Here is a 19,658-nt window from a genome sequence, read left to right as displayed (position 1 = left end):
TTAGAACTATTTGGATAAACGAGTGCTGTTGTAAAGATTATGCCAATCCTGCCTGTCAAGCTCGATATCAAATGCAGCAACGATATTTCTTATCCTACCCTCGTTTCTGGTACCAATTAACGGCAAAGCGCCTAATTTCAATAGCCAAGCTATCGCTACAGATTCAATAGTTGTATTGTATTTTGTCGCTAAAACATCCAGTTTTTCACGAATCACAACTTCAGAAATATCCATACCCATGGCAATTCTACCTTCGGCTAACGGCGCCAAAGCAAACGGACGCATGTATTTCTCTTTCATATAATCAATCTGTCCGTTTTCTAAAGCGCTGGTGTTCAGTAAATTTAGCTCTACGTGGTTGGTTACAATTGGTAATTTAAGATAAGAGGTTAAAAGCTGGTGCTGAAACACCGTAAAATTGCTTAAACCAACCGTTCTAATCTTTCCTGCTTGTTTAAGTTTCAACAATTCCGCTGCGGTTTCCTCCAAATTAGCAGTTGGATCTAAGTTGTTCAACAAAAAAACATCGACATAGTCCGTTTTTAAATTTTTTAAGGATTGGTGTAAAGTTGCGTTGATATGCTCTGCAGAAGAATCCAGGTAGCGAGTTTTAATATGTGGCCTTGATGGATGAGGTTCGCACAAACCACATTTAGTGAACAGTACAATATCTTCCCTTTTAACGGAGCTATTCTTTAGCATTTTACCAAACTCTTCCTCGCAAGAATAATTTCCGTAAATATCTGCATGATCAAAAGTATTAATTCCTAAACTGATACAAAGGTTAAAGATTTCTTCCATCGTTTTAGGAAGGTCACTCTCCAGGTCATTCCATCTGTAAAATCCGTATACTGCAGGAGAAACTTTTGGTCCGGCATCGCTTAAATAAATAGGTTTCATTTTGTATAGATTAATGTATAAATGTTGATGTTAAATTTAACGCTTTAATTATGGAAATAGCTTTGTCTATTATTAAATCATTGCATTTTATAAGAACTGATGAACAGATATCCACAAGATACGGATGCTAGAAATCAATACTACAATTCCCACGCCGATAAACATCTTTCTAACAGGCAGTTTTCCAGCTAACTTTGCGGCAATTGGTGCTGCTAACAATCCTCCGGTAATTAATCCTAAAATAGTGCTTACATGACTTACTCCTAAGATCACGAAAAAAGTTATTGCACTGGACATGGTTACAAAAAACTCTGTTAAACTTACCGAACCGATGACGTATTTAGCTGTTTTTCCTTTTGAAATTAAAGTACTGGTCACAATTGGTCCCCAACCACCACCGCCAAAAGAATCTAAAAACCCACCGAAACCAGCAAGCCAGCCTGCCCGTTTTATTTTTTTAGGTTTTTTTTCTTTTTTGAAAGCGTGAGATAAAATTCGGATGCCTAATATTAGCGTATAAACTGAAATAATAGGTTTTATATAACCTCCGAAACTATCACCTGCATAGCTTAATAAAATAGCACCACCAATTGCCCCTAATACTCCAGGGATTAAAAGTGTTTTGAACAACTTGTTGTTTACGTTGCCAAATTTGTAATGGCTAAAACCGGAGGCACCACTCGAAAACATTTCTGCAGTGTGTATACTTCCAGAGATTACTGCGGGACTTAATCCACCAGACAACAATAATGTAGTAGAGATAACGCCGTAACCCATACCCAAAGCGCCATCAACCAATTGCGCAAAAAAGCCTACCGCAAGCATAAATAGAAAAGCATTATCTACATGTTTGACAAAAAATGCTTCTATTTCCTCAAAGGAATAATATTGAATAATTGATGCCACGATTATGATTGCTCCCAAAATCACTAAACTAATGGTTGCAGTTTTTTTCCATTTACATTCTGAAAAACTCGAAATTTCTGAGGAAGTATTTATATATTCTTTTTGGGGTATCATTTTTTTTCAAATTAAAACGGCCGGTGTTTTAATTCCGACCGTCACATTTTCTATAAATTGTTAATTTAATAATCCATCAAACGTTATGGCTATATAATACAAACCGCCCAAAGTTGGTCCGCCTGCGTATTGCACATATTTAGTGTTAAGAAGATTTGTACCGCCAGCTTTAATAGTTGCTTTTGCCTGAGGAACTTTGTAGGTAACTTGGGCATCAAATGTATTAAAAGCTTTAACCTCGCCATTAACCAAGGGGCTTTCCCACAAGAACGCATCCTGCCATTTCCAAACGATATTGAACCCTAGGTTTTTAGCAATTTCCCTGTTTCCGAAAGACAGATTGGTAGCCCAAGCAGGTGTATTAAAGCCGGTTACAAATACGTCTTTTTGCTTATTTTCGGAGATTGCATTGTAGCTTATATTTCCGACAACCGTATATTTCTGGAAGAAATTATAAGTTAAGCCCAAGGAAGAGCCATAATTATTATAAGTGTTTTTAGCATTGGTATAAACGCGGTAGCGGGTTTGTTGTTTATCACGATTTGCTCTGATCATGGCGTAAACAGCTTCATTAGAACCAACTTCTACTTGCTGATCAAAGCCGGTTGTATAAGGGACAGAAACTTCTACTTGGCCCAAGAAACCATCATATTGGTTTAAGTACGTATCCACATCAACCACTAATTTGTTATCAAGCAAGATACTTTTATAACCGGCCTCTAAAGAGTTAATACGCTCTGGTCTGGTAGCAGAAAGGTTAGTTACCTGTAATAGATCTCTGTTTTTTAAAGCTGCTTGTTGTGGGGTTAAACCGTTAGCCAGATCTGTATTTAATGCTGCGTTAAATACGTCGCTTGATGCTAAAGTATAAGAATTATCTAAATAATTTAAACCATCATTAATGTAAGATAAACCTCCCACACGCCTTACATTTCCGTTATTCACAAAAGACAGTGCTTCAAATAAGGCTGGGAAACGGTATCCGTTTTGCACAGACACTCTAAAATTATGACGCTCTGCAAGGGTATAAACAGTAGCTAATCTTGGATTAAACTTGGCTTGAAACTCTGGGTTATAATCCAATCTTAAAGATCCAAAAAGCTTTAATTTTTCTTCGAAGAATGTTTTGGTAGCTTGTGCAAAACCACCAAACTTTTTATAGTAAACGTTGTCGCCGAAAGTACCATCTGCTAATGGCGTGTTTCTTTCCGCAACTGGTCTTGAAAAATCTACGAAGTTATTTCCATCAGGAATTACCTCATAAATTCTCGCATCAGCGCCAATCAGCAAATCAAAGTATTTTACTTTTTTAGATAAGTCCCATTGCGCATCTGTGTGATAAGTTCTGCTTTTTTGCGTTAACCATGCACCGCCAGTTGCTGGTGCTCCTGTGATTACCGCCCCGTTATCCCAATTATTAATTCCAATAATGGTTTTCTTCAATTGGTTGAATTCTGATGTTCCCGGCTCCACCCTACTTGCATCTGCCGCAGCTCTACCAATTCTCAACGCGTCAACAAGCGGAGTTCCGGAATTTAATTCATTTTGTAAAGCAGTTTTATACTTTGCACCCCAAACTGAATTTGTTCCACCGCTGGTAATTTCTAAGTTATCTACCAAAGGTTTAATGTTGTAAGAATCTCCTTTGTTCTCCGTAGAAATGTATGATTTCACAAAATAATCAGTTCCTTTTAGTTCCAACTTATGGTTTTGAACCACCACATTATCCATCTGGATTTTATTTCCTCGCTGAAAAAGTCCGTCTAGTTTCCCATAACGGTAGCTGTAAGAAAGTTCAGCTTTATCGTTAAAACGATAATGCAAAGCCGCATCAAATTTTAAATTATCTACCGTTGGATTGGTTACATCTTTTTCCCAATAACCTGTTCTCCTTACCAAAATGCTTTGGCTCCCTGTTTTACCAGGAATAGTTAGCCCACTAAGCGTAACGGCGTTACTTCCATTATCATCTCCGTATTTATTCCAGGCATCATAGGCTGGGTTATCGGCGTCTGCATTTAACTCCGGAAATTTGGGATTTGCAGTATTTAAGTTATTAGGGTTTTGATTGGTCGTTGTATTAGACAACCAGTCGGTTCCTCTCAAATAATCTACATTTAACTTAAAAGCCACTTTATTGTTAAAGGCTTTGGCGTATCTGACCGCAGTTTCGGTAAGGTTACTTAAATCTCTGCCGGTACCGCCACCCACATGATTTAGACCTGTTTTTTGATAAACGCTTAATCCCTGGTAATAAAACGGACTTTTGGTTAATAAGTTGGCCATTCCGTTAATGGCATTCATTCCGTATAAAGCAGACGCCGCCCCCGGTGTAATTTCTATACTTGCAATATCTAACTCCGTTGGACCAATTGCATTACCAAGTGGCACACCTAAAGTACCGGCTTGCATATCCACACCGTCTACCAATTGTACAAAGCGGAAGTTATTAGGAATGTTAAAACCTCTGGTGTTAGGCACTTTAAAGGTTAAGCTAGAGGTGGTCATTTGTACGCCTTTTACATTTTCGAGCGCATCGTAAAAACTTGGTGCTGGAGATTCGCGGATTGCCCGGATGTCTAATTTTTCAATAGCTACTGGCGATTTTAAAATACTTTCTTCTACCCGAGAAGCAGTTACTACTACTTCTTGCCCCAATTGCGATTGGGTAATTAACGCAATTTTCAACTCTGACCCTGGTCCTTTTACCTCAAATTGTTGAGGTTTAAAACCTAAACTGGTAACTAACAGATAAAACGGGTAAACTGCTTTTGTTTTGAGTTGAAATTTTCCGTTAGCATCTGTAGATGATCCATTGACTGTATTTTTTATAGTAACGCTAGCTCCCGGTAAAGGAAGTTGGTCATCCTGATTGATGATAGTGCCTGAAATAATAATGAAATTATTGCCTTGGGCTTTTGTACCAAAGGATATAAGAATGAATAAAATTGTGTAATATATAAGTTTCATTTTTTGATTTTTTAACGATTTGATATTGTGTGATTGTTCCTTGGTTTTTGAATTCTAATAATCAACAACATCGGGAATCAAAGACAATATAATAATGATGTGATGGATAGCTTTTGAACTTCATTCTTAATAATCTACTAAACTAGTCGACAATTATACGAAGATATTTTTAAAACAAAATATAAAATCTACTGATTATATAGATTATAACTAAGGCATCTTAATTTGAAGAACATAAATAACTGATTAACAATGAAATAAGATGATAAATAAAAAATCAAATAAAAGATGTTATTTTTGATAAAAACATAACCCATTGCTTACCAAAAGAACCAAGTACGCCATTAAAGCGCTGATTGCATTAGCCAGAAGCATAGACAATAAGCCAATGCTAATTGCAGAAATAGCTACGCAAGAAGGTTTACCCAAAAGGTTTTTAGAATCTATTTTATTGGATTTAAAAAGAGCGAAAGTTTTGAACAGTAAAATGGGAGCTGGCGGAGGTTATTTTTTGATGCAAAATTCCTCAGATGTTATGGTTTCTGAAATTATTAGAATTTTAGACGGGCCAATTGCATTACTTCCTTGTGTGAGTTTAAATTTTTATCAACGCTGTGAAGAATGTAAGGATGAGGTTACTTGCAGTATAAGAAAGATGATGGTAAAAGTAAGAGATGCCTCTATTGCTATTATGGGAAATACCAGCATCGCTGATTTAATGAATCAAGAGAAAGAAATGATTGATAAAAAAAATAGTCCGTAAAATACTTACGGACTATTTTATATTTTAAAACTAAAAACTAACTAACTAACTAACTAACTATCTACTATAATTAGGAGCTTCTTTAGTGATGGTAATATCATGTGGGTGAGATTCTCTGATACCAGATGAAGTGATACGTACAAATTGTGCTTTCTGTAAAGTTGGAATATCTTTAGCACCAACATAACCCATACTAGCTTTTAATCCACCAATCAGTTGGTGCATTACTTCTGCTAAAGTACCTTTATAAGCTACTCTACCAACAATTCCTTCTGGAACTAATTTTTTAATATCGTCTTCCACATCTTGGAAATAACGGTCTTTCGAACCTTGCTCCATTGCTTCAACAGAACCCATTCCACGGTATGATTTGAATTTTCTACCTTCGTAAATGATGGTTTCGCCTGGTGATTCATCCACGCCCGCAAATAATGAACCCGCCATAATTGAGCTTGCACCGGCTGCAATTGCTTTCGCAATATCTCCTGTGTGCTTAATTCCACCATCTGCAATAACTGGAACGCCTGTGCCTTCTAAACCTTTTGCTGCTTCGTAAACTGCGTAAAGCTGTGGAACACCCACACCTGCAATAATTCTAGTCGTACAAATTGAACCCGGACCAATACCAACTTTTACGGCATCAGCACCAGCATCAGCCAACGCTTTGGCAGCGGAAGCGGTAGCTACGTTTCCTGCAATTACCTGTAAATCTGGATAAACCGCTTTAACCGCTTTAACCTGATTGATTACATAAACAGAATGTCCGTGAGCGGTATCAATAGCAATTACATCAACCCCTGCTTTTACCAACGCGGCAACACGATCCATAGTATCAGGAGTAACACCAACCGCCGCTCCTACTCTTAATCTACCGTGTTCATCTTTACAGGCTAGAGGGAAATTTTTGAATTTTTGAATATCTTTAAAAGTAATTAAACCGCTTAATTTACCTTCCTTATTAACAACCGGAAGTTTTTCAATTTTATGCTCTTGCAAAATTGTTTCTGCCTGGGTTAAAGTTGTTCCTTCTGGCGCTGTGATTAAATTTTCTTTGGTCATCACATCAGCGATTTTATGATTCATATTTTTTTGAAACCTTAAATCTCTGTTGGTGATGATACCTACTAAAACATTATCTTCAGAAATAACTGGAATACCGCCGATTTTATACTCACGCATAATTTTAAAAGCATCGCCAACCAAAGCATCTTTATGTAAGGTAACCGGATCTTGAATCATCCCACTTTCTGAACGCTTAACACGGCGAACTTCATCTGCCTGAGCGGTTATACTCATGTTTTTGTGTAAAATCCCAATACCACCAGCTTGCGCAATTGCGATAGCCATGTTAGAATCGGTAACGGTATCCATTGCTGCGGATACAATAGGAACGTTTAACTTTATTTTTTTTGTAAGATAGGTGGAAGTGTCAACTTCGCGTGGTAAAACCTCTGAATAGGCGGGTACTAAAAGTACATCGTCATAGGTTAAACCGTCGGGTAAAAATTTATGTGGATCAAGTTGCATAGCAAATAAATTAGGGTACTCTATTTGCCGCACAAAGATAGTTTTTTTTGGGATTTATTATTATTAAAAATTCAGTAATCTTAAATTGGAACGTGTTTACCCATGTTCGGACTATAAATATTTCATTAAGATTACAGAAACACTGTTATCAATATGCTTTGATTTTTCAGGGAGACTCACCTTAATATTTCGCCACTCGGAAGCTATTAATCCTCTTCCAATACAGATTCGCCTTCAGAGAAATCACCAGAAGTCCACTTCCAACGTTCATGGAGCCTTATTTTACCGTTGGGAAGTAATTCTGGTTTAGAAAAACAAATGCCAGTCATTAATTCTCCGCTAAGGTTAACCTGATGATAGCACATTTCTATGCTACCATCATCATTTACCAAACCAATTAAATGGCCCTTTAAAATTTCTCCTCCCGAATATTCAGATGTCAACACGTTCTGTTCTTGTTGATAAACAAAAATAGTTTCTTGTGTTGTTTCCGAATTTGGAGAGCCGCTTATTGGTCTAAATTTTTTATTATGATAGTGAAATTTCATTCGGATTTGAGTTAATAGCTTCGTACAGATTACAACAATTCGTAAAACTGTTAGCTAATTACATTTTCCCTACTACAACTTTATAAAAAGCATCATAATCCCAATACCTATTGGCTAAATCTCTCAGTTTTTGAGGACTGATATCTTTCACGGTTTGGATATAGCGTTCGTAATAATCGTAACCTAAACCAAAAAAGTGAATATTTTTAAACTTATCTGCATGACTAAAAGCATTTTCTAAACTTCCGAGCAAACTACCCATCATGTAATTTTTGATCAGCGCAAGCTCTTCATCTGCAATTAGTTCGTTTTTTAGTAGGTTAACTTCCTTTTCTATCTCTGTTAAAGTTGCAGCGGTAACATCAACACCAACTTCCGTTGAAATAAAGAAATAGCCTGCTTGCTGTAACGATGCAATTCCAGAACCAATGCCGTAAGTATAACCTTTATCCTCGCGGATGTTTGCCATTAAACGGCTACCAAAATATCCACCCAATGCAGTATTTAAAATTTGCAAACCAATAAAATCTGGGTGTGTACGGTTTACCAATGGAATACCGATTCGTATTGCCGATTGTAAGGCATCTATTTTTTCGGTATAGTGTAGCTTTTCCAATGAACTTTGATAAGTCATATCAATTGCATCAACCGCTTCACTGTTATCCCAAGTGCCAAAAAGCTCATCAATTAAGGATAATGTGCTGCTTTCAATTTTACCCGACATTACCACGGTACAGTTTGCTGGGTGATAAACTTCCTTATAATACGCTGATAAATCTACGCGATCAAGCTTGTCATAATCGGAAAGCCGTGTAGCGTAACCATACAAGCTATCTCCAAATAAAGCTTCTCCAAAAGCTCTTCTCGCTAAAACGGAGTTCTTCTCTAAACCAACTTTTAGTTTTTGCTTTTGGTTACGCAAAAAGGTTTTTAATTCTTTTTCGGGAAAAATAGACCCTGTCAACATCTCCTTAATAATCGGGAGCGTTTGTGGCAGGTATTTATTGAGAGAATATAAAGTTAAAGACGACTGATCTTGGCTGTATTCTGTTTGAAAAAAAGCGCCGTAATAATCAATTTTAGAAGCAATTTGAGCCGACGAAAGTGAATGTGTGCCTTCGGTTAACATGCTATTTGTTACGCCAGGCAATAAAGGTTTTTTAACGTCCCAACCACGGTTCTGAAAAATAAATTCAATCCGAATCAAATCTTGTTCGCCAGCATTTATCTCAAAAACAGGAATCTTATTTGCTAATTCATGCTTTGTTGCTTTTACAAAATTGATATCTTCAACTTGTTTAAATTCTGGTTGCTGTGCTCTGTTTAACATTTTTTTTAAAATAAAAGTCAAAAGTAGAAAGTCAAAAAGACTTATCTATTCGTTACTTGGCTAAATAATATAGGGTTGTGGCTGCTTCTTTTTTAAACAATGTGTTTGCTTGCGCTTGAATATCTTCTGCAGAAACCTTCAGGTAATTTTCAATATCGGTATTGATCAGGTTTGCATCGCCAAAAAGCTCGTAGAAAGCTAGGTTCATTGCTTTATCCAACAAACTCATTTCGCCAAAAGCCTTGGTAGATTCGTACTTGTTTTTAACCTTGGTCAACTCATCTGCAAGCACAGTTTGAGATTTCAAAAAATCAAGTTCTTTCCAAATACATTCCTCTGCATAACCCATTTCCACATCGGGCAATAAACGACCTTCAACCACAAACATACCGGTATCAATACTTCCGTAGATGTACGCATTGATATCACAAAAAACCGCATTCTGCTGTACCAAGTTTTGGTATAAGCGAGATGATTTTCCCTGCGATAAAATATCAGAAATTAAATCTGTAGCCGCATAACCGTCTTCCATCCTACCCGGCATTTTAAACACTTTGTAAATTGCATTTGTTGGCACATCTGCTGTAACCGTAGCTTTTACTTCTTCTGTTTGAATAGGTTCGTTAGGTAAGTTACGCTCTGGCTTTGTACCGCCTTCAATTGGCGCAAACCATTTTTCGGCTAATTTTTTAACATCTTCCAGATTGACCGCTCCGCCAACTACCATAATGGCATTTTTTGGATTATAATGCTTTTTAAAAAATGCTTTTACATCTTCTATTTTAGCATCTTCAATATGCGAAAGCTCTTTACCAATGGTTGCCCATTTATAAGGGTGTTCTTTGTAAACCAATGGTCTTAGTTTGAGCCAAACATCGCCATAAGGCTGATTTAAATAACGTTGTTTAAACTCCTCGCAAACCACATCACGTTGTACGGCTAGGCTTTTCTCAGAAAAAGCCAAACTCAACATCCTGTCTGACTCTAACCAAAAAGCAGTTTCTAAATTTGCAGCTGGTAAAGTGATGTAATAGTTGGTCATATCGTTGCTGGTAAAGGCGTTATTTTCGCCACCAACTCGTTGTAAAGGTTCATCGTAAGATGGAATATTAACCGAACCACCAAACATTAAATGCTCAAAAAGATGGGCAAACCCTGTTTGTTCGGGGTTTTCATCTCTTGCACCAACATCATATAATATATTTAAAACAGCCATGGGTGTGGTATGGTCTTCATGCACCAAAACCCTTAAACCGTTTTCTAAAGTAAATCTTTCAAACTGAACCATAAATATTTTCCTTGCAAACAAAGCTAACTTTATCCTTTAAAATGGATGTCATTAATTGGTGAATTATTAAAAACAAAAAACGTCTCGAAAATTGATTCCGAGACGCTCTTAAATAATATATTTTCCGCGTTTAAGCGATCTCCTTTTTAGTTTGTAAAACCGTGAATCTAGATTTCGCTAATTCAAAGCCTCCGTAAAGTACAGCGCCAAAAACTAAATTACCTAACAACAAGTTTCGCTCGAAAGGAATTGCCGCAATTAAAGATTGATAGTAACCTGTAATATCTTTACTATACAATGGTGATGATAACCAAGGCTCAATATCTGTAGCTAACCAATGAATTAACACCCCAACTAAAGACGCTAAAAGCACACTGCCTACGCTTACTTTTTTAATAAGGCTACCTATAAATACCATTGCTGCAAAGCAAAGATAAACTATAGCAAAACCACCATAAAAAGCACTCCATTGACCTGTGTACATGTAGTTAATAAAAATATCGCTCACAAACAAAAGCAATAGTGGCAAGCAATAAGCTTTCCATCTGTTTTTAAAATGCGTACCTGCAAATAAAGCGATTGCACCGACTGGCGTAAAGTTGAACCAGTTTGCATCTCCCATTAAAGGTATAAAACGTGTTGCCGCTGCTACTAAAATTATTAAAAACAGTACCCAGTTTCTAGCGTTCCAATTTTTTAAAGACATAATTATTTTTTGGATTTAAGCTGTAAAACTACAAATTCTTTTTACGGTATTAAAATTTACTTGTTAAGGAATATAATGCTATTTGGTATTACGCCCGCTGTAAATTTATATCTCAACATTCCATCTTGTCCGAAACAATAAACTTGTCCGTTACTGGCATAGTTTTTTGCGTCGCAAACAAAAAATTGCTTATTCACAAAATCATACGTTAATCCAGAAGGTGTGGTAATTTTTGCTTCGTCAGAAACGTCTGTAATAATATTATCTTTTAAAACAGAGTCGCCTTTCATATCATAAAGCTTAATACCTTTTCCAGATAAGAAATACGCTTTATCCCCATTGATAACCATTCCGCTTCCGGAAAACACTTTAGTAGATTTCACTAAATCTGTTTTACTATCAATAATGGTTAAAGAAGGCTTTATATTGCCATAATTACCTGTCGATTTTACGTAAACCCTTCCGTCTGCCGCGGCAGTAACACCACCTGGATTTAATACTACTTCAATTTTTTTAATTTCAGTCAAGGTGTTCAGATCAATTACCGAAACCGTGTTGTCATAGTTTGGGTAATTTAAACCACCAGAGTTTGCAACATAGATTTTATTATTTGCAATTGCCATTTGCTCTGGATTTGGACCTACAGTTATGTATTTTTCAATAGCTAAACTTGCAGTATCAATAACTGCAACGGTACCATCATAAGAAGATACAAATGCTTTATTTTTATTAAATACAACGTAACGTGGCTGTCTTCCAACACCATTGTTTTTAAAGTCTAATTGCTTAATACTTTTCAAAGTAACCGCATCAACTATTTCAACTGTGTTTGAAGCATTTACCACGATATACATTTTTGAACCGTAAATTTGCGCATCATTACCTGTATCGCCTAAGCCTCTTCCATTCTTCTGAGCAAAAAAGCCATTTACTACTGAGCCGTTTTCTAAATTATAATAGCTCATACTTGAGTTATTAGAGTTGAAACCACCTTCGTTTAAAATGTAATAGCCGGATCTTACTACCGGAAGTTCCACATAACCGTCGTCTTTAGTACAGCTACTAATTGTTAATACCGCTATCGCAGCGACAAAAAGAGTTTTCAAATTGTAGTTAATTGTTTTCATGATTTTATATAGTTGTTTTAAGTGTTAAACGAATGGATGTACCGGGCATTGGAAAGCTCCGGACGATATCATAATTTAAGTTGAAAATATTGTTTACTTCGGCGGAAAGCATTATTGGCTTAGCATACACTTTTGTGCGATAATTTGCTGACACATCGCTTACCGAAAACCCTGAAATCAAAAAATCAGGAGTATTCTCCCCAAACCAGTACTTATCTGATGAAAAAATCTGGTTATAAAAAATGCCCCAACGCTTTTTCTGAAGACCAACATTAAATGCGATGGTGTGCTCTGGTGCATAGGGAATATGGTTATTATAAAGAGATGATGTAGGGTCGGATTTATCTAATGCTAATTGATAGCTATAATTAAGATTGGCTTGAATTTCTGATTTCTGATTTAAGGTATAATTAAACTTACTGGTGAAATCTGCTCCGTAAATATTCACTTTGCCCAAGTTGTACATTGTCCAGATAAACAAATCTTTATTAGGCAAAGCGATAATTTTGTCATTAACCTGGTTAAAATAAACATCGGCGCTAAGCGATATCCAATTTAATTTTGCATCCCTAAATTTATCATATAAAAAACCTAAGTTGTATTGCTTCGTTTTTTCAGGGTTTAGCTTTCTGTTACCGAAATTGGTATAGTACAAATCGTTAAAAGTTGGGTATCTAAAAATATTTTTATAAAAACCCCGCAATATTACATCTGAAGTAACCTGATAACCCAGAGAAACCGTTGGGTTAAAAACTAGTCGCTCCGGCGAATGTTTGCCGGTTTTCACTTTCTCCTTAATATAAGTGTTAAGCACATTGCCTTCAAACGTAAATTTGTTAAGCTGATATTTACCACCTAACACCTGCAAAATAGAGGTACGGGTTGGGTAGGCATACTGGTATAAGTTAGTGTATAGCGTGGTAAAAAAAACATCTGCAGCGTAATTAAAAGTAAGATTTTTAATAGGGCTGTAGGTTGTTGATGCCGATTGATAATATTCTTTCTGGGTGTATCTATTATCCAGCTCGCCTTGTTGATTTAAGTAATCGGGATCGTTGTAACGCGTACAGATTGTTGAGTACTTTGCGGCTACCAAAATATTCCAGTCTTCGCCGAGCTTCTGTTTGTATTGCGCCTGAGCGTAAAAATCTTTATCCCAAAGTTTTTGACTGCCGGTTGGATTGTAAAAAATAACTGCGTTTGGTAATCCTCTTTTAGAATCATAATAGCTAACCCTAACAGCTAAACTACTTTTTTCGCTCAGCTTTCCATCCACTCCACCACCTAACTGTATGGCATTAATTGCCGAATTTTCTCTGGTAGATAAGGTATCGGAACCATCGCCAATAACTTGAAACTTGTAGTCTCCAGTAGCTTTTTGCCAAGCAGAATTGATATTGAAGGCCCAATTTTTAGTTATTTTTTGATCGTAACGGATAACTGGGTTTATCAATCCAAAAGAACCACCCGTATATTTAAGCATCAATTTATTGGATCTGCCTTCTTCAAAACTGGGCAGTTTAGTTTTTACAACGATTAAACTTGCAGACGAAAAAGATCTGGCATTTGTTAGCAAATCATCAGGCTGGGCCTGATACAAAGAAATTGACTCTACATTATCCAAGGCCAACTTCCCTAAATCGATTAGCCCAGTTGACGCTTCGCCAATATTGATTCCATCATACTGAACTCCCGTATGCATGGCACTTAAACTGCGGACAGAAACTGTTTTTAAACCCCCTATTCCACCATAATCCTTAATCACCACGCCTGCAAAGTTTCTAATGGCATCCGCAACATTGTAAGAACTTGTTTTTAAAAACGAAGCTGAATCTGCTTTTTGGGTAGCTCTTAAACTTGGCTTATTTGCACTTGCTTTAACACTTACTTCTTTTACTTTTTGAACAGAATCTATTTTTTGCGCAAACACACATTGGGTTGAAACCAACAACAGACTAAAACAGGCAAAAAAATAAATTTTTGAATACATAAAGCTTAAAAAATAAGCTTACAGGAAATTAATTGAAATGAAAATACTGCGAGGTACCTACACTCAAAAGCTCCAATCCCCGAAAGCTATGAATTAAAAATGTTTGGCAGGTCTTCTGACTTACTCCTAGTTTTTCGGCCTTCCCATTCCGATTATCAGAACAGTGACCATTAGATTGAAAAACCTTCTAGAGCTTACAGCTGCGGGACAGTTTAGGATTTACACCTTATTCCCTTTTAATTCCGACCGAAGTAGGAAACCATAACGCTGCAAAAGTAACATTATATTTATAATTAAGACATATCGAAAACTTAAAATTGTAAAAGATGTTATACAAGACAGTCATGAGTTTTATGATGTTGACAATTTAGCACATCATTAGCAGTAAAAAGGTAAGGATAGCGTGTTTGAACATGAGGTTGTAATAAACTTACTCAACTACAGATCTTGGTACACTTATGGCATTAGAAATTATATAAAAATTAAAGATATGGATACGATAAACAAACAATTTTTTAAGTCAGAGAACTACGGTGGAGAATTCTCAATTCTTAATTCTTACAACCAAGCCGAACCAAGAAAATCAGTAGCAATAAAATCTAAAATTTACACAGGTTTTTTGTTTGCGCTTTCGTTAGTAAGCATTGTACTTTGGGTAGTATCGCTCAATATTTTACCTTTTGGGCATATTTTTCAGTTCCTTTTAGGCTCGGCGGTTCTTTTGATAAACATTTTAGTTTTTAAGTGGGTTAGGTTATAACATGTTATACCTTCCCATTTTTTAACGCTATTTCGCAACTATTAAGTAGCCCTACTTAGTAACTGGATTTGTATTGCCTAATTTCTTTTCCTCAATATATTTTCTGACTTCTCACTTACTGCTATAATTTGTTCAATTTTATCTGCAGTTTAATTCCCATTTTGCCGGCTAAATACTTGTATTACTTTATAATTTTAACACTCGCGGCATTTTTTGCAACAAAATTTAACCCTGTATTTTCTTAAGTTTTAACATTATTTTCCCTCATACAAACCAAACAAATAACCAAACTCCGCTTTTTTGTTTAAAATCTATACTTTTACCTTAATGAGAGTTTTAATTGTTGAGGATGAAGTGGAGCTCAGTAACAGTATTTTTCACTACCTAAAAAGCGAGGAGTACCAATGTGATTTAGCTTATAATGCTGATGAAGCTCGCGAGCAAATGGAAATCTTCAGTTACGATTGTATCGTTTTAGATGTAATGTTACCCTTGGGCAGTGGCTTAATACTTTTGCAGGAATTAAAAAGCACCGGAAAACAAGCCGGAATTATTATCGTATCAGCAAAAAACTCCGTCGACGACAGCATAAAGTCTCTAAATTTGGGTGCCGATGATTATTTGGCTAAACCTTTTCATTTAGCCGAACTAAGTGCCAGAATACAGTCTACAATTAGAAAGCGAAACCTTAAAAGCCCCACTATTTTAGATTATAAAAACATTTCCCTTAATTTAGAGTCAAAAGAAGTTAAAATCAACGGTGAAGACACGGAGCTGAACGCAACAGAATTTACGCTTTTTTTATTTTTATTACTTAACAAGAACAAGGTAGTTTCTAAAAATGCCATTGCAGAAAATTTAAGTAGCCACTCTGCTTTATATTTTGATAACTTTGATGCTATAACTTCGCACATCAAAAACTTAAAGACGAAACTAGGTACTGCTGGCACTTACATACAAGCAATATACAGTACCGGATATAAATTAGAATAATTTGAAACTACTTACCTACAGTTCAAGAAAACACTTATGGCTATCATCACTGTTAGTTTTATTAAGTATCCCTATTTTTTATTTGATCGTAAAGATGCTTCTTTTAAGGGCAACAGATGATGCCTTGATAAATCGCTTAGCCTTAATTCCGGAACAGCTTAAAGAAATTAAAACTCCAGATGATTTAGATCTATGGAAAAAGTTGGACAAGAACATTACCATTTCTTTTTTTGACCTCAGCCGTTTTGAAGAAAAACCTTTTACCACAAAAGTGCTTAATTCTGAAACTAAAGAAGTAGAAAACTATCGCTACCTACAAAAACAAATTAAAATATTTGGGGTAAACCATACAGTCACCATTAAAACATCCTTAACAAATAAAGAAACTGTATTAAGAAATATCATAATTGTTCAGCTCTTTATTCTGGTAATTATTTTAATTGGCTTTTTAATTGTAAACAGAAGGGTGAATGCAAAAATTTGGAAACCATTTAATAAAACACTTGATGCCTTAAAACAACAGGAAGCAAATGAAGAAATATCTCATGAAGGAGAAGAAGAGGAAGCAGAAAACATAGAAATTGATGAGCTTAACGATTTGAATGCTGATATAAAAAACCTGTTACAGCAAAAAAACACAGCGTATCAACTGCAAAAAGAATTTACCGAGAATGCTGCGCATGAGCTTCAAACCCCTATTGCAATTATCAAATCTAAACTGGATTTATTAATACAAGACAAAGACCTTAACAGCAACCAAAGCTTATTGATCGATCAGATTTACCATGTATTGCAAAGATTAACTGACTTAAATAAAAACTTATTATTGTTATCAAAAATTGAAAATCAGCAGTTTGAACTGAAGGATAAAGTTGATTGCATTAAAACAGTGAGTACAGTTGTAGCAAGTTTAAACTTTTTTGCAGAGGCTAAATATCAACAACTCCTTTTCCCAAGACCAGAAGCTAAAGTTTTTAAAGGAAACCAAGTGCTGATAGATCAGATGATACAGAACTTAACAATTAATGCCATCCAATATTCGCCCAAAGGAAGTATTGTAAATATTTTGTTGACAGAGCGTTCTTTATCCTTTGTAAATGAAGGACCAAAACTGGATTTTAGTGAGGAGAAGTTATTTTCGAGGTTTTCTAAAACCATCGAGAAAGATCAAAAAGGAAATGGTTTAGGCTTGGCAATTTCTAATAAAATTGCAAATGCTCACGGTTTTTCGATTAACTACGAATATATCAATGCAAAACACCACTTTTCTGTAAGTTTTAAACAACCAAACGAAGTCCAAAAAGCGGACTCCGTTTAGTTATTATTTTAATTACAAATCAGATAATATCATCACTACTTTAGCTCTAACAGCGCCAGGAGCATTTGTAAAAGAACCTGTACCACTAGAAGGCTGTACTTGAATTGTTATTTTTTGTTGGGTAACAATATAACTATAAGATAAACCTTCATAAGTCTGTGGAATTGGCTCCCATGTACTATTCGTATTATCTGTACCGCCATCGTAACTTAAGTACACCAAAACCCCATCAAAACCATTTTGATAAATATCAGTATTGGCAAATTTGATATCGGCAGAGTAGGTTTCGTTTCCAGCATTGCTTGATTTAACCCAGCTATTAGCAGCCACTGTTGTATAAATAGTTTGGTTTGGCGTGGTATAATACTCGTTGGTTACTTTACGGCAGGCCGATACTCCAAGTATCATAAAGCCTATTATAAAAAGAGATAATTTTTTCATTGCTGTTTTGTTAAAAGGTGAATTGAATAAAGATGCCATAATTGCCTAGTTATATGGAAGACGAAAAAACAGCATCAGTGGTTGCATGCAGTAAAACAAAAAACACACCATAATTAATTATAATATGTTTCACTTATAATATGTAAAGTTTAACTTTGGTTATATAAAAAACCAGATATATGCAAGAATTAGATAAAGCCACACAAGACCGCGTAAACCAATGGTTAAACGGAAATTACGACGAAGCAACCAAAGCAGAAATTAAAGCTTTAGTTGATAGCAATGCCGTTACAGAATTAACAGATTCTTTCTATAAAAGTTTAGAATTTGGGACAGGTGGTTTAAGAGGCATTATGGGAGCTGGTTCTAATAGAGTTAACAAATACACCATTGGCGCTGCAACGCAAGGTTTAGCAAACTACCTGATCAATAAATATCCGGGGGAAAAAATCAAAGTTGCCATTGCGCATGATAGCCGCAACAACTCTGATGTTTTGGGTAAAATTACAGCTGATGTTTTTTCTGCAAACGGAATACATGTTTACTTTTTTAAAGCTTTACGCCCTACGCCAGAACTTTCTTTTGCTGTACGCACATTAGGCTGCAAAAGTGGCGTAATGTTAACGGCATCGCACAATCCAAAAGAATATAACGGTTATAAAGCCTATGGCGAAGATGGTGGACAATTTGTTGCGCCTGATGATCAACTGGTAATGGATGAGGTTGCCAAAGTAGAAAGCGTAGACGATATAAAGTTTGATGCAAAACCAGAGAACATTTCTTACATAGGCGAAGAAATGGACGAAGACTACTTAAACAAAATTACTTCGCTTTCGGTTTCGCCGGATGCCATTAAACGTCAAAAAGATTTAAAAATAGTTTTTTCACCAATACACGGAACTGGAATTACCTTGGTTCCCGCTGCCTTAAAGCGTTTTGGATTTGAAAACGTAATTTTGGTTGAGGAACAAACCACACCAGATGGCGATTTCCCTACAGTAGTTTATCCAAATCCAGAAGAAAAAGAAGCTCTCACCTTAGCGCTTAAAAAAGCTAAAGAAACCGATGCTGATTTGGTGATGGCAACAGACCCAGATGCCGATCGCGTGGGTATTGCTGTAAAAAACTTGAAAGGTGAGTTTGAACTGTTGAACGGAAATCAAACAGGCAGCTTATTGATTAATTACATGTTAGAGGCTTGGGAAAAAGAAGGAAAATTCACAGGCAAAGAGTATGTAATTAAAACCATTGTTACTTCTTATTTGATTGATAAAATTGCAGCCGATAAAAAAGTTAAATGCTACAACACTTTAACCGGATTTAAATTTATAGGTCAGATTATGACCGAATTAGAAGGTAAAGAAACTTTTATTGTAGGTGGCGAAGAAAGCTACGGTTACTTGGTTGGCGATTTTGTAAGAGACAAAGATGCTGTGGTTTCTGCCGCTTTTATTGCAGAAATGACCGCTTTTTATAAAGATCAAGGCAGTAGTTTATACGAAGCCATGATTAACATGTATGTGAAGTACGGCTTCTATAAAGAAAAACTAGTTTCAATTACCAAAAAAGGCAAATCAGGCGCTGAAGAAATTGTAGCCATGATGGAACGTTTTAGAAACAACCCACCAAAAAGTTTAGGTGGCTCAAAAGTGGTTACTTTAAAAGATTACGGACAAAGAAAAGAAACCAATTTGGTTGATAACACTACTTCAGAAATTCCATTGCCGAAATCGGATGTTTTACAGTTTATTACTGAAGATGGCTGTATTATTTCTGCCCGCCCATCTGGTACAGAACCAAAAATAAAGTTCTATTGCAGTGTAAACAAGCCTTTAGCTTCTAAAGCGGATTTTTATAAAGTGAATCAGGAGCTGGAAGATAAAGTTGATACTATTATGAAGGATTTGGCGGTTTAGGAAAACATCGAAATTTAAAAAGCTAGAGAGGATTCTCTGGCTTTTTTTGTCTGCAAGCTAT

The 19,658-nt window shown here is 35.9% G+C and carries 16 protein-coding genes and 1 riboswitch; of the genes, 5 read left to right on the top strand and 11 right to left on the bottom strand.

The window, feature by feature from the left end; translation table 11 throughout:
- Nucleotides 1-6: 6 nt before the first annotated feature.
- From B176_RS0104695 to B176_RS0104685, 3 genes are all read right to left on the bottom strand, one after another.
- Nucleotides 7-900 carry an aldo/keto reductase gene (locus tag B176_RS0104695; protein WP_017257628.1) on the bottom strand — a complete coding sequence of 298 codons (894 nt, stop codon included), beginning with the start codon at nucleotides 898-900 and terminating at the stop codon, nucleotides 7-9.
- A gap of 87 nt (nucleotides 901-987) precedes the next feature.
- Nucleotides 988-1,920: a sulfite exporter TauE/SafE family protein gene (locus tag B176_RS0104690; protein ID WP_017257627.1), complete on the bottom strand. Its 933-nt coding sequence runs from the start codon at nucleotides 1,918-1,920 to the stop codon at nucleotides 988-990.
- A 60-nt stretch (nucleotides 1,921-1,980) separates the two neighbouring features.
- Nucleotides 1,981-4,890: a TonB-dependent receptor gene (locus B176_RS0104685; RefSeq protein WP_017257626.1), complete on the bottom strand. Its 2,910-nt coding sequence runs from the start codon at nucleotides 4,888-4,890 to the stop codon at nucleotides 1,981-1,983.
- A gap of 316 nt (nucleotides 4,891-5,206) precedes the next feature.
- Here B176_RS0104685 and B176_RS0104680 point away from each other — a divergent pair, with 316 nt between their 5' ends.
- Nucleotides 5,207-5,653 (top strand): RrF2 family transcriptional regulator, encoded by a 447-nt coding sequence (locus B176_RS0104680; protein WP_017257625.1) that lies wholly within the window; start codon nucleotides 5,207-5,209, stop codon nucleotides 5,651-5,653.
- Between the two features lie 57 nt (nucleotides 5,654-5,710).
- Here B176_RS0104680 and guaB read toward each other — a convergent pair whose 3' ends face one another.
- The 7 genes from guaB to B176_RS0104645 form a co-directional block, all read right to left on the bottom strand.
- The gene (guaB, locus tag B176_RS0104675; protein ID WP_017257624.1) at nucleotides 5,711-7,180 is read right to left on the bottom strand and encodes an IMP dehydrogenase; all 1,470 of its coding nucleotides are present in this window, start codon (nucleotides 7,178-7,180) and stop codon (nucleotides 5,711-5,713) included.
- Between the two features lie 206 nt (nucleotides 7,181-7,386).
- Complete coding sequence (locus B176_RS0104670; protein ID WP_017257623.1) at nucleotides 7,387-7,728, bottom strand: hypothetical protein; 342 nt, start codon at nucleotides 7,726-7,728, stop codon at nucleotides 7,387-7,389.
- A gap of 58 nt (nucleotides 7,729-7,786) precedes the next feature.
- Nucleotides 7,787-9,058, bottom strand: a complete 1,272-nt coding sequence (locus tag B176_RS0104665) for a M16 family metallopeptidase (protein ID WP_017257622.1) — start codon at nucleotides 9,056-9,058, stop codon at nucleotides 7,787-7,789.
- Between the two features lie 52 nt (nucleotides 9,059-9,110).
- Nucleotides 9,111-10,346: a M16 family metallopeptidase gene (locus B176_RS0104660; protein WP_017257621.1), complete on the bottom strand. Its 1,236-nt coding sequence runs from the start codon at nucleotides 10,344-10,346 to the stop codon at nucleotides 9,111-9,113.
- A 130-nt stretch (nucleotides 10,347-10,476) separates the two neighbouring features.
- On the bottom strand, nucleotides 10,477-11,052 hold the full coding sequence (locus B176_RS0104655; protein ID WP_017257620.1) for a DUF6580 family putative transport protein: 576 nt from the start codon (nucleotides 11,050-11,052) through the stop codon (nucleotides 10,477-10,479).
- Nucleotides 11,053-11,108: 56 nt separating this feature from the next.
- Nucleotides 11,109-12,179, bottom strand: coding sequence for a DUF5074 domain-containing protein (locus B176_RS0104650; RefSeq protein ID WP_017257619.1), 1,071 nt, complete (start codon nucleotides 12,177-12,179; stop codon nucleotides 11,109-11,111).
- Between the two features lie 4 nt (nucleotides 12,180-12,183).
- On the bottom strand, nucleotides 12,184-14,169 hold the full coding sequence (locus B176_RS0104645; protein WP_017257618.1) for a TonB-dependent receptor: 1,986 nt from the start codon (nucleotides 14,167-14,169) through the stop codon (nucleotides 12,184-12,186).
- 88 nt (nucleotides 14,170-14,257) lie between these two features.
- A riboswitch (cobalamin riboswitch) is annotated at nucleotides 14,258-14,448 on the bottom strand.
- Nucleotides 14,449-14,659: 211 nt separating this feature from the next.
- On the opposite strand from B176_RS0104645, the gene B176_RS0104640 reads away from it, so the two are divergent.
- The 3 genes from B176_RS0104640 (at nucleotide 14,660) to B176_RS0104630 (ending at nucleotide 17,240) form a co-directional block, all read left to right on the top strand.
- Nucleotides 14,660-14,929 (top strand): hypothetical protein, encoded by a 270-nt coding sequence (locus tag B176_RS0104640; RefSeq protein ID WP_154647886.1) that lies wholly within the window; start codon nucleotides 14,660-14,662, stop codon nucleotides 14,927-14,929.
- Between the two features lie 327 nt (nucleotides 14,930-15,256).
- Entirely contained in the window at nucleotides 15,257-15,922 is a 666-nt protein-coding gene (locus B176_RS0104635; protein WP_017257616.1) for a response regulator transcription factor, read from the top strand.
- Nucleotides 15,923-16,016: 94 nt separating this feature from the next.
- Entirely contained in the window at nucleotides 16,017-17,240 is a 1,224-nt protein-coding gene (locus B176_RS0104630; protein ID WP_017257615.1) for a sensor histidine kinase, read from the top strand.
- A gap of 12 nt (nucleotides 17,241-17,252) precedes the next feature.
- Here the strand turns inward: B176_RS0104630 and B176_RS0104625 are convergent, their stop codons facing one another.
- Nucleotides 17,253-17,681: a hypothetical protein gene (locus B176_RS0104625; protein WP_154647885.1), complete on the bottom strand. Its 429-nt coding sequence runs from the start codon at nucleotides 17,679-17,681 to the stop codon at nucleotides 17,253-17,255.
- Nucleotides 17,682-17,860: 179 nt separating this feature from the next.
- On the opposite strand from B176_RS0104625, the gene B176_RS0104620 reads away from it, so the two are divergent.
- Nucleotides 17,861-19,597: a phospho-sugar mutase gene (locus B176_RS0104620; RefSeq protein ID WP_017257613.1), complete on the top strand. Its 1,737-nt coding sequence runs from the start codon at nucleotides 17,861-17,863 to the stop codon at nucleotides 19,595-19,597.
- Nucleotides 19,598-19,658 lie beyond the last annotated feature (61 nt).

It is taken from the genome of Pedobacter arcticus A12 (assembly GCF_000302595.1).
In the GTDB taxonomy this organism is placed as follows: Bacteria; Bacteroidota; Bacteroidia; order Sphingobacteriales; family Sphingobacteriaceae; genus Pseudopedobacter; species Pseudopedobacter arcticus.
This window is presented reverse-complemented; position numbering and strand designations above follow the sequence as displayed.

Excerpts from the sequence above, each read along its gene's own strand:
- B176_RS0104695 (WP_017257628.1), bottom strand. The coding sequence starts at position 900 with ATGAAACCTATTTATTTAAGCGATGCCGGACCAAAAGTTTCTCCTGCA.
- B176_RS0104690 (WP_017257627.1), bottom strand. The coding sequence starts at position 1,920 with ATGATACCCCAAAAAGAATATATAAATACTTCCTCAGAAATTTCGAGT.
- B176_RS0104685 (WP_017257626.1), bottom strand. The coding sequence starts at position 4,890 with ATGAAACTTATATATTACACAATTTTATTCATTCTTATATCCTTTGGT.
- guaB (WP_017257624.1), bottom strand. The coding sequence starts at position 7,180 with ATGCAACTTGATCCACATAAATTTTTACCCGACGGTTTAACCTATGAC.
- B176_RS0104670 (WP_017257623.1), bottom strand. The coding sequence starts at position 7,728 with ATGAAATTTCACTATCATAATAAAAAATTTAGACCAATAAGCGGCTCT.
- B176_RS0104665 (WP_017257622.1), bottom strand. The coding sequence starts at position 9,058 with ATGTTAAACAGAGCACAGCAACCAGAATTTAAACAAGTTGAAGATATC.
- B176_RS0104660 (WP_017257621.1), bottom strand. The coding sequence starts at position 10,346 with ATGGTTCAGTTTGAAAGATTTACTTTAGAAAACGGTTTAAGGGTTTTG.
- B176_RS0104655 (WP_017257620.1), bottom strand. The coding sequence starts at position 11,052 with ATGTCTTTAAAAAATTGGAACGCTAGAAACTGGGTACTGTTTTTAATA.
- B176_RS0104650 (WP_017257619.1), bottom strand. The coding sequence starts at position 12,179 with ATGAAAACAATTAACTACAATTTGAAAACTCTTTTTGTCGCTGCGATA.
- B176_RS0104645 (WP_017257618.1), bottom strand. The coding sequence starts at position 14,169 with ATGTATTCAAAAATTTATTTTTTTGCCTGTTTTAGTCTGTTGTTGGTT.
- B176_RS0104640 (WP_154647886.1), top strand. The coding sequence starts at position 14,660 with ATGGATACGATAAACAAACAATTTTTTAAGTCAGAGAACTACGGTGGA.
- B176_RS0104635 (WP_017257616.1), top strand. The coding sequence starts at position 15,257 with ATGAGAGTTTTAATTGTTGAGGATGAAGTGGAGCTCAGTAACAGTATT.
- B176_RS0104630 (WP_017257615.1), top strand. The coding sequence starts at position 16,017 with ATGCTTCTTTTAAGGGCAACAGATGATGCCTTGATAAATCGCTTAGCC.
- B176_RS0104625 (WP_154647885.1), bottom strand. The coding sequence starts at position 17,681 with ATGAAAAAATTATCTCTTTTTATAATAGGCTTTATGATACTTGGAGTA.
- B176_RS0104620 (WP_017257613.1), top strand. The coding sequence starts at position 17,861 with ATGCAAGAATTAGATAAAGCCACACAAGACCGCGTAAACCAATGGTTA.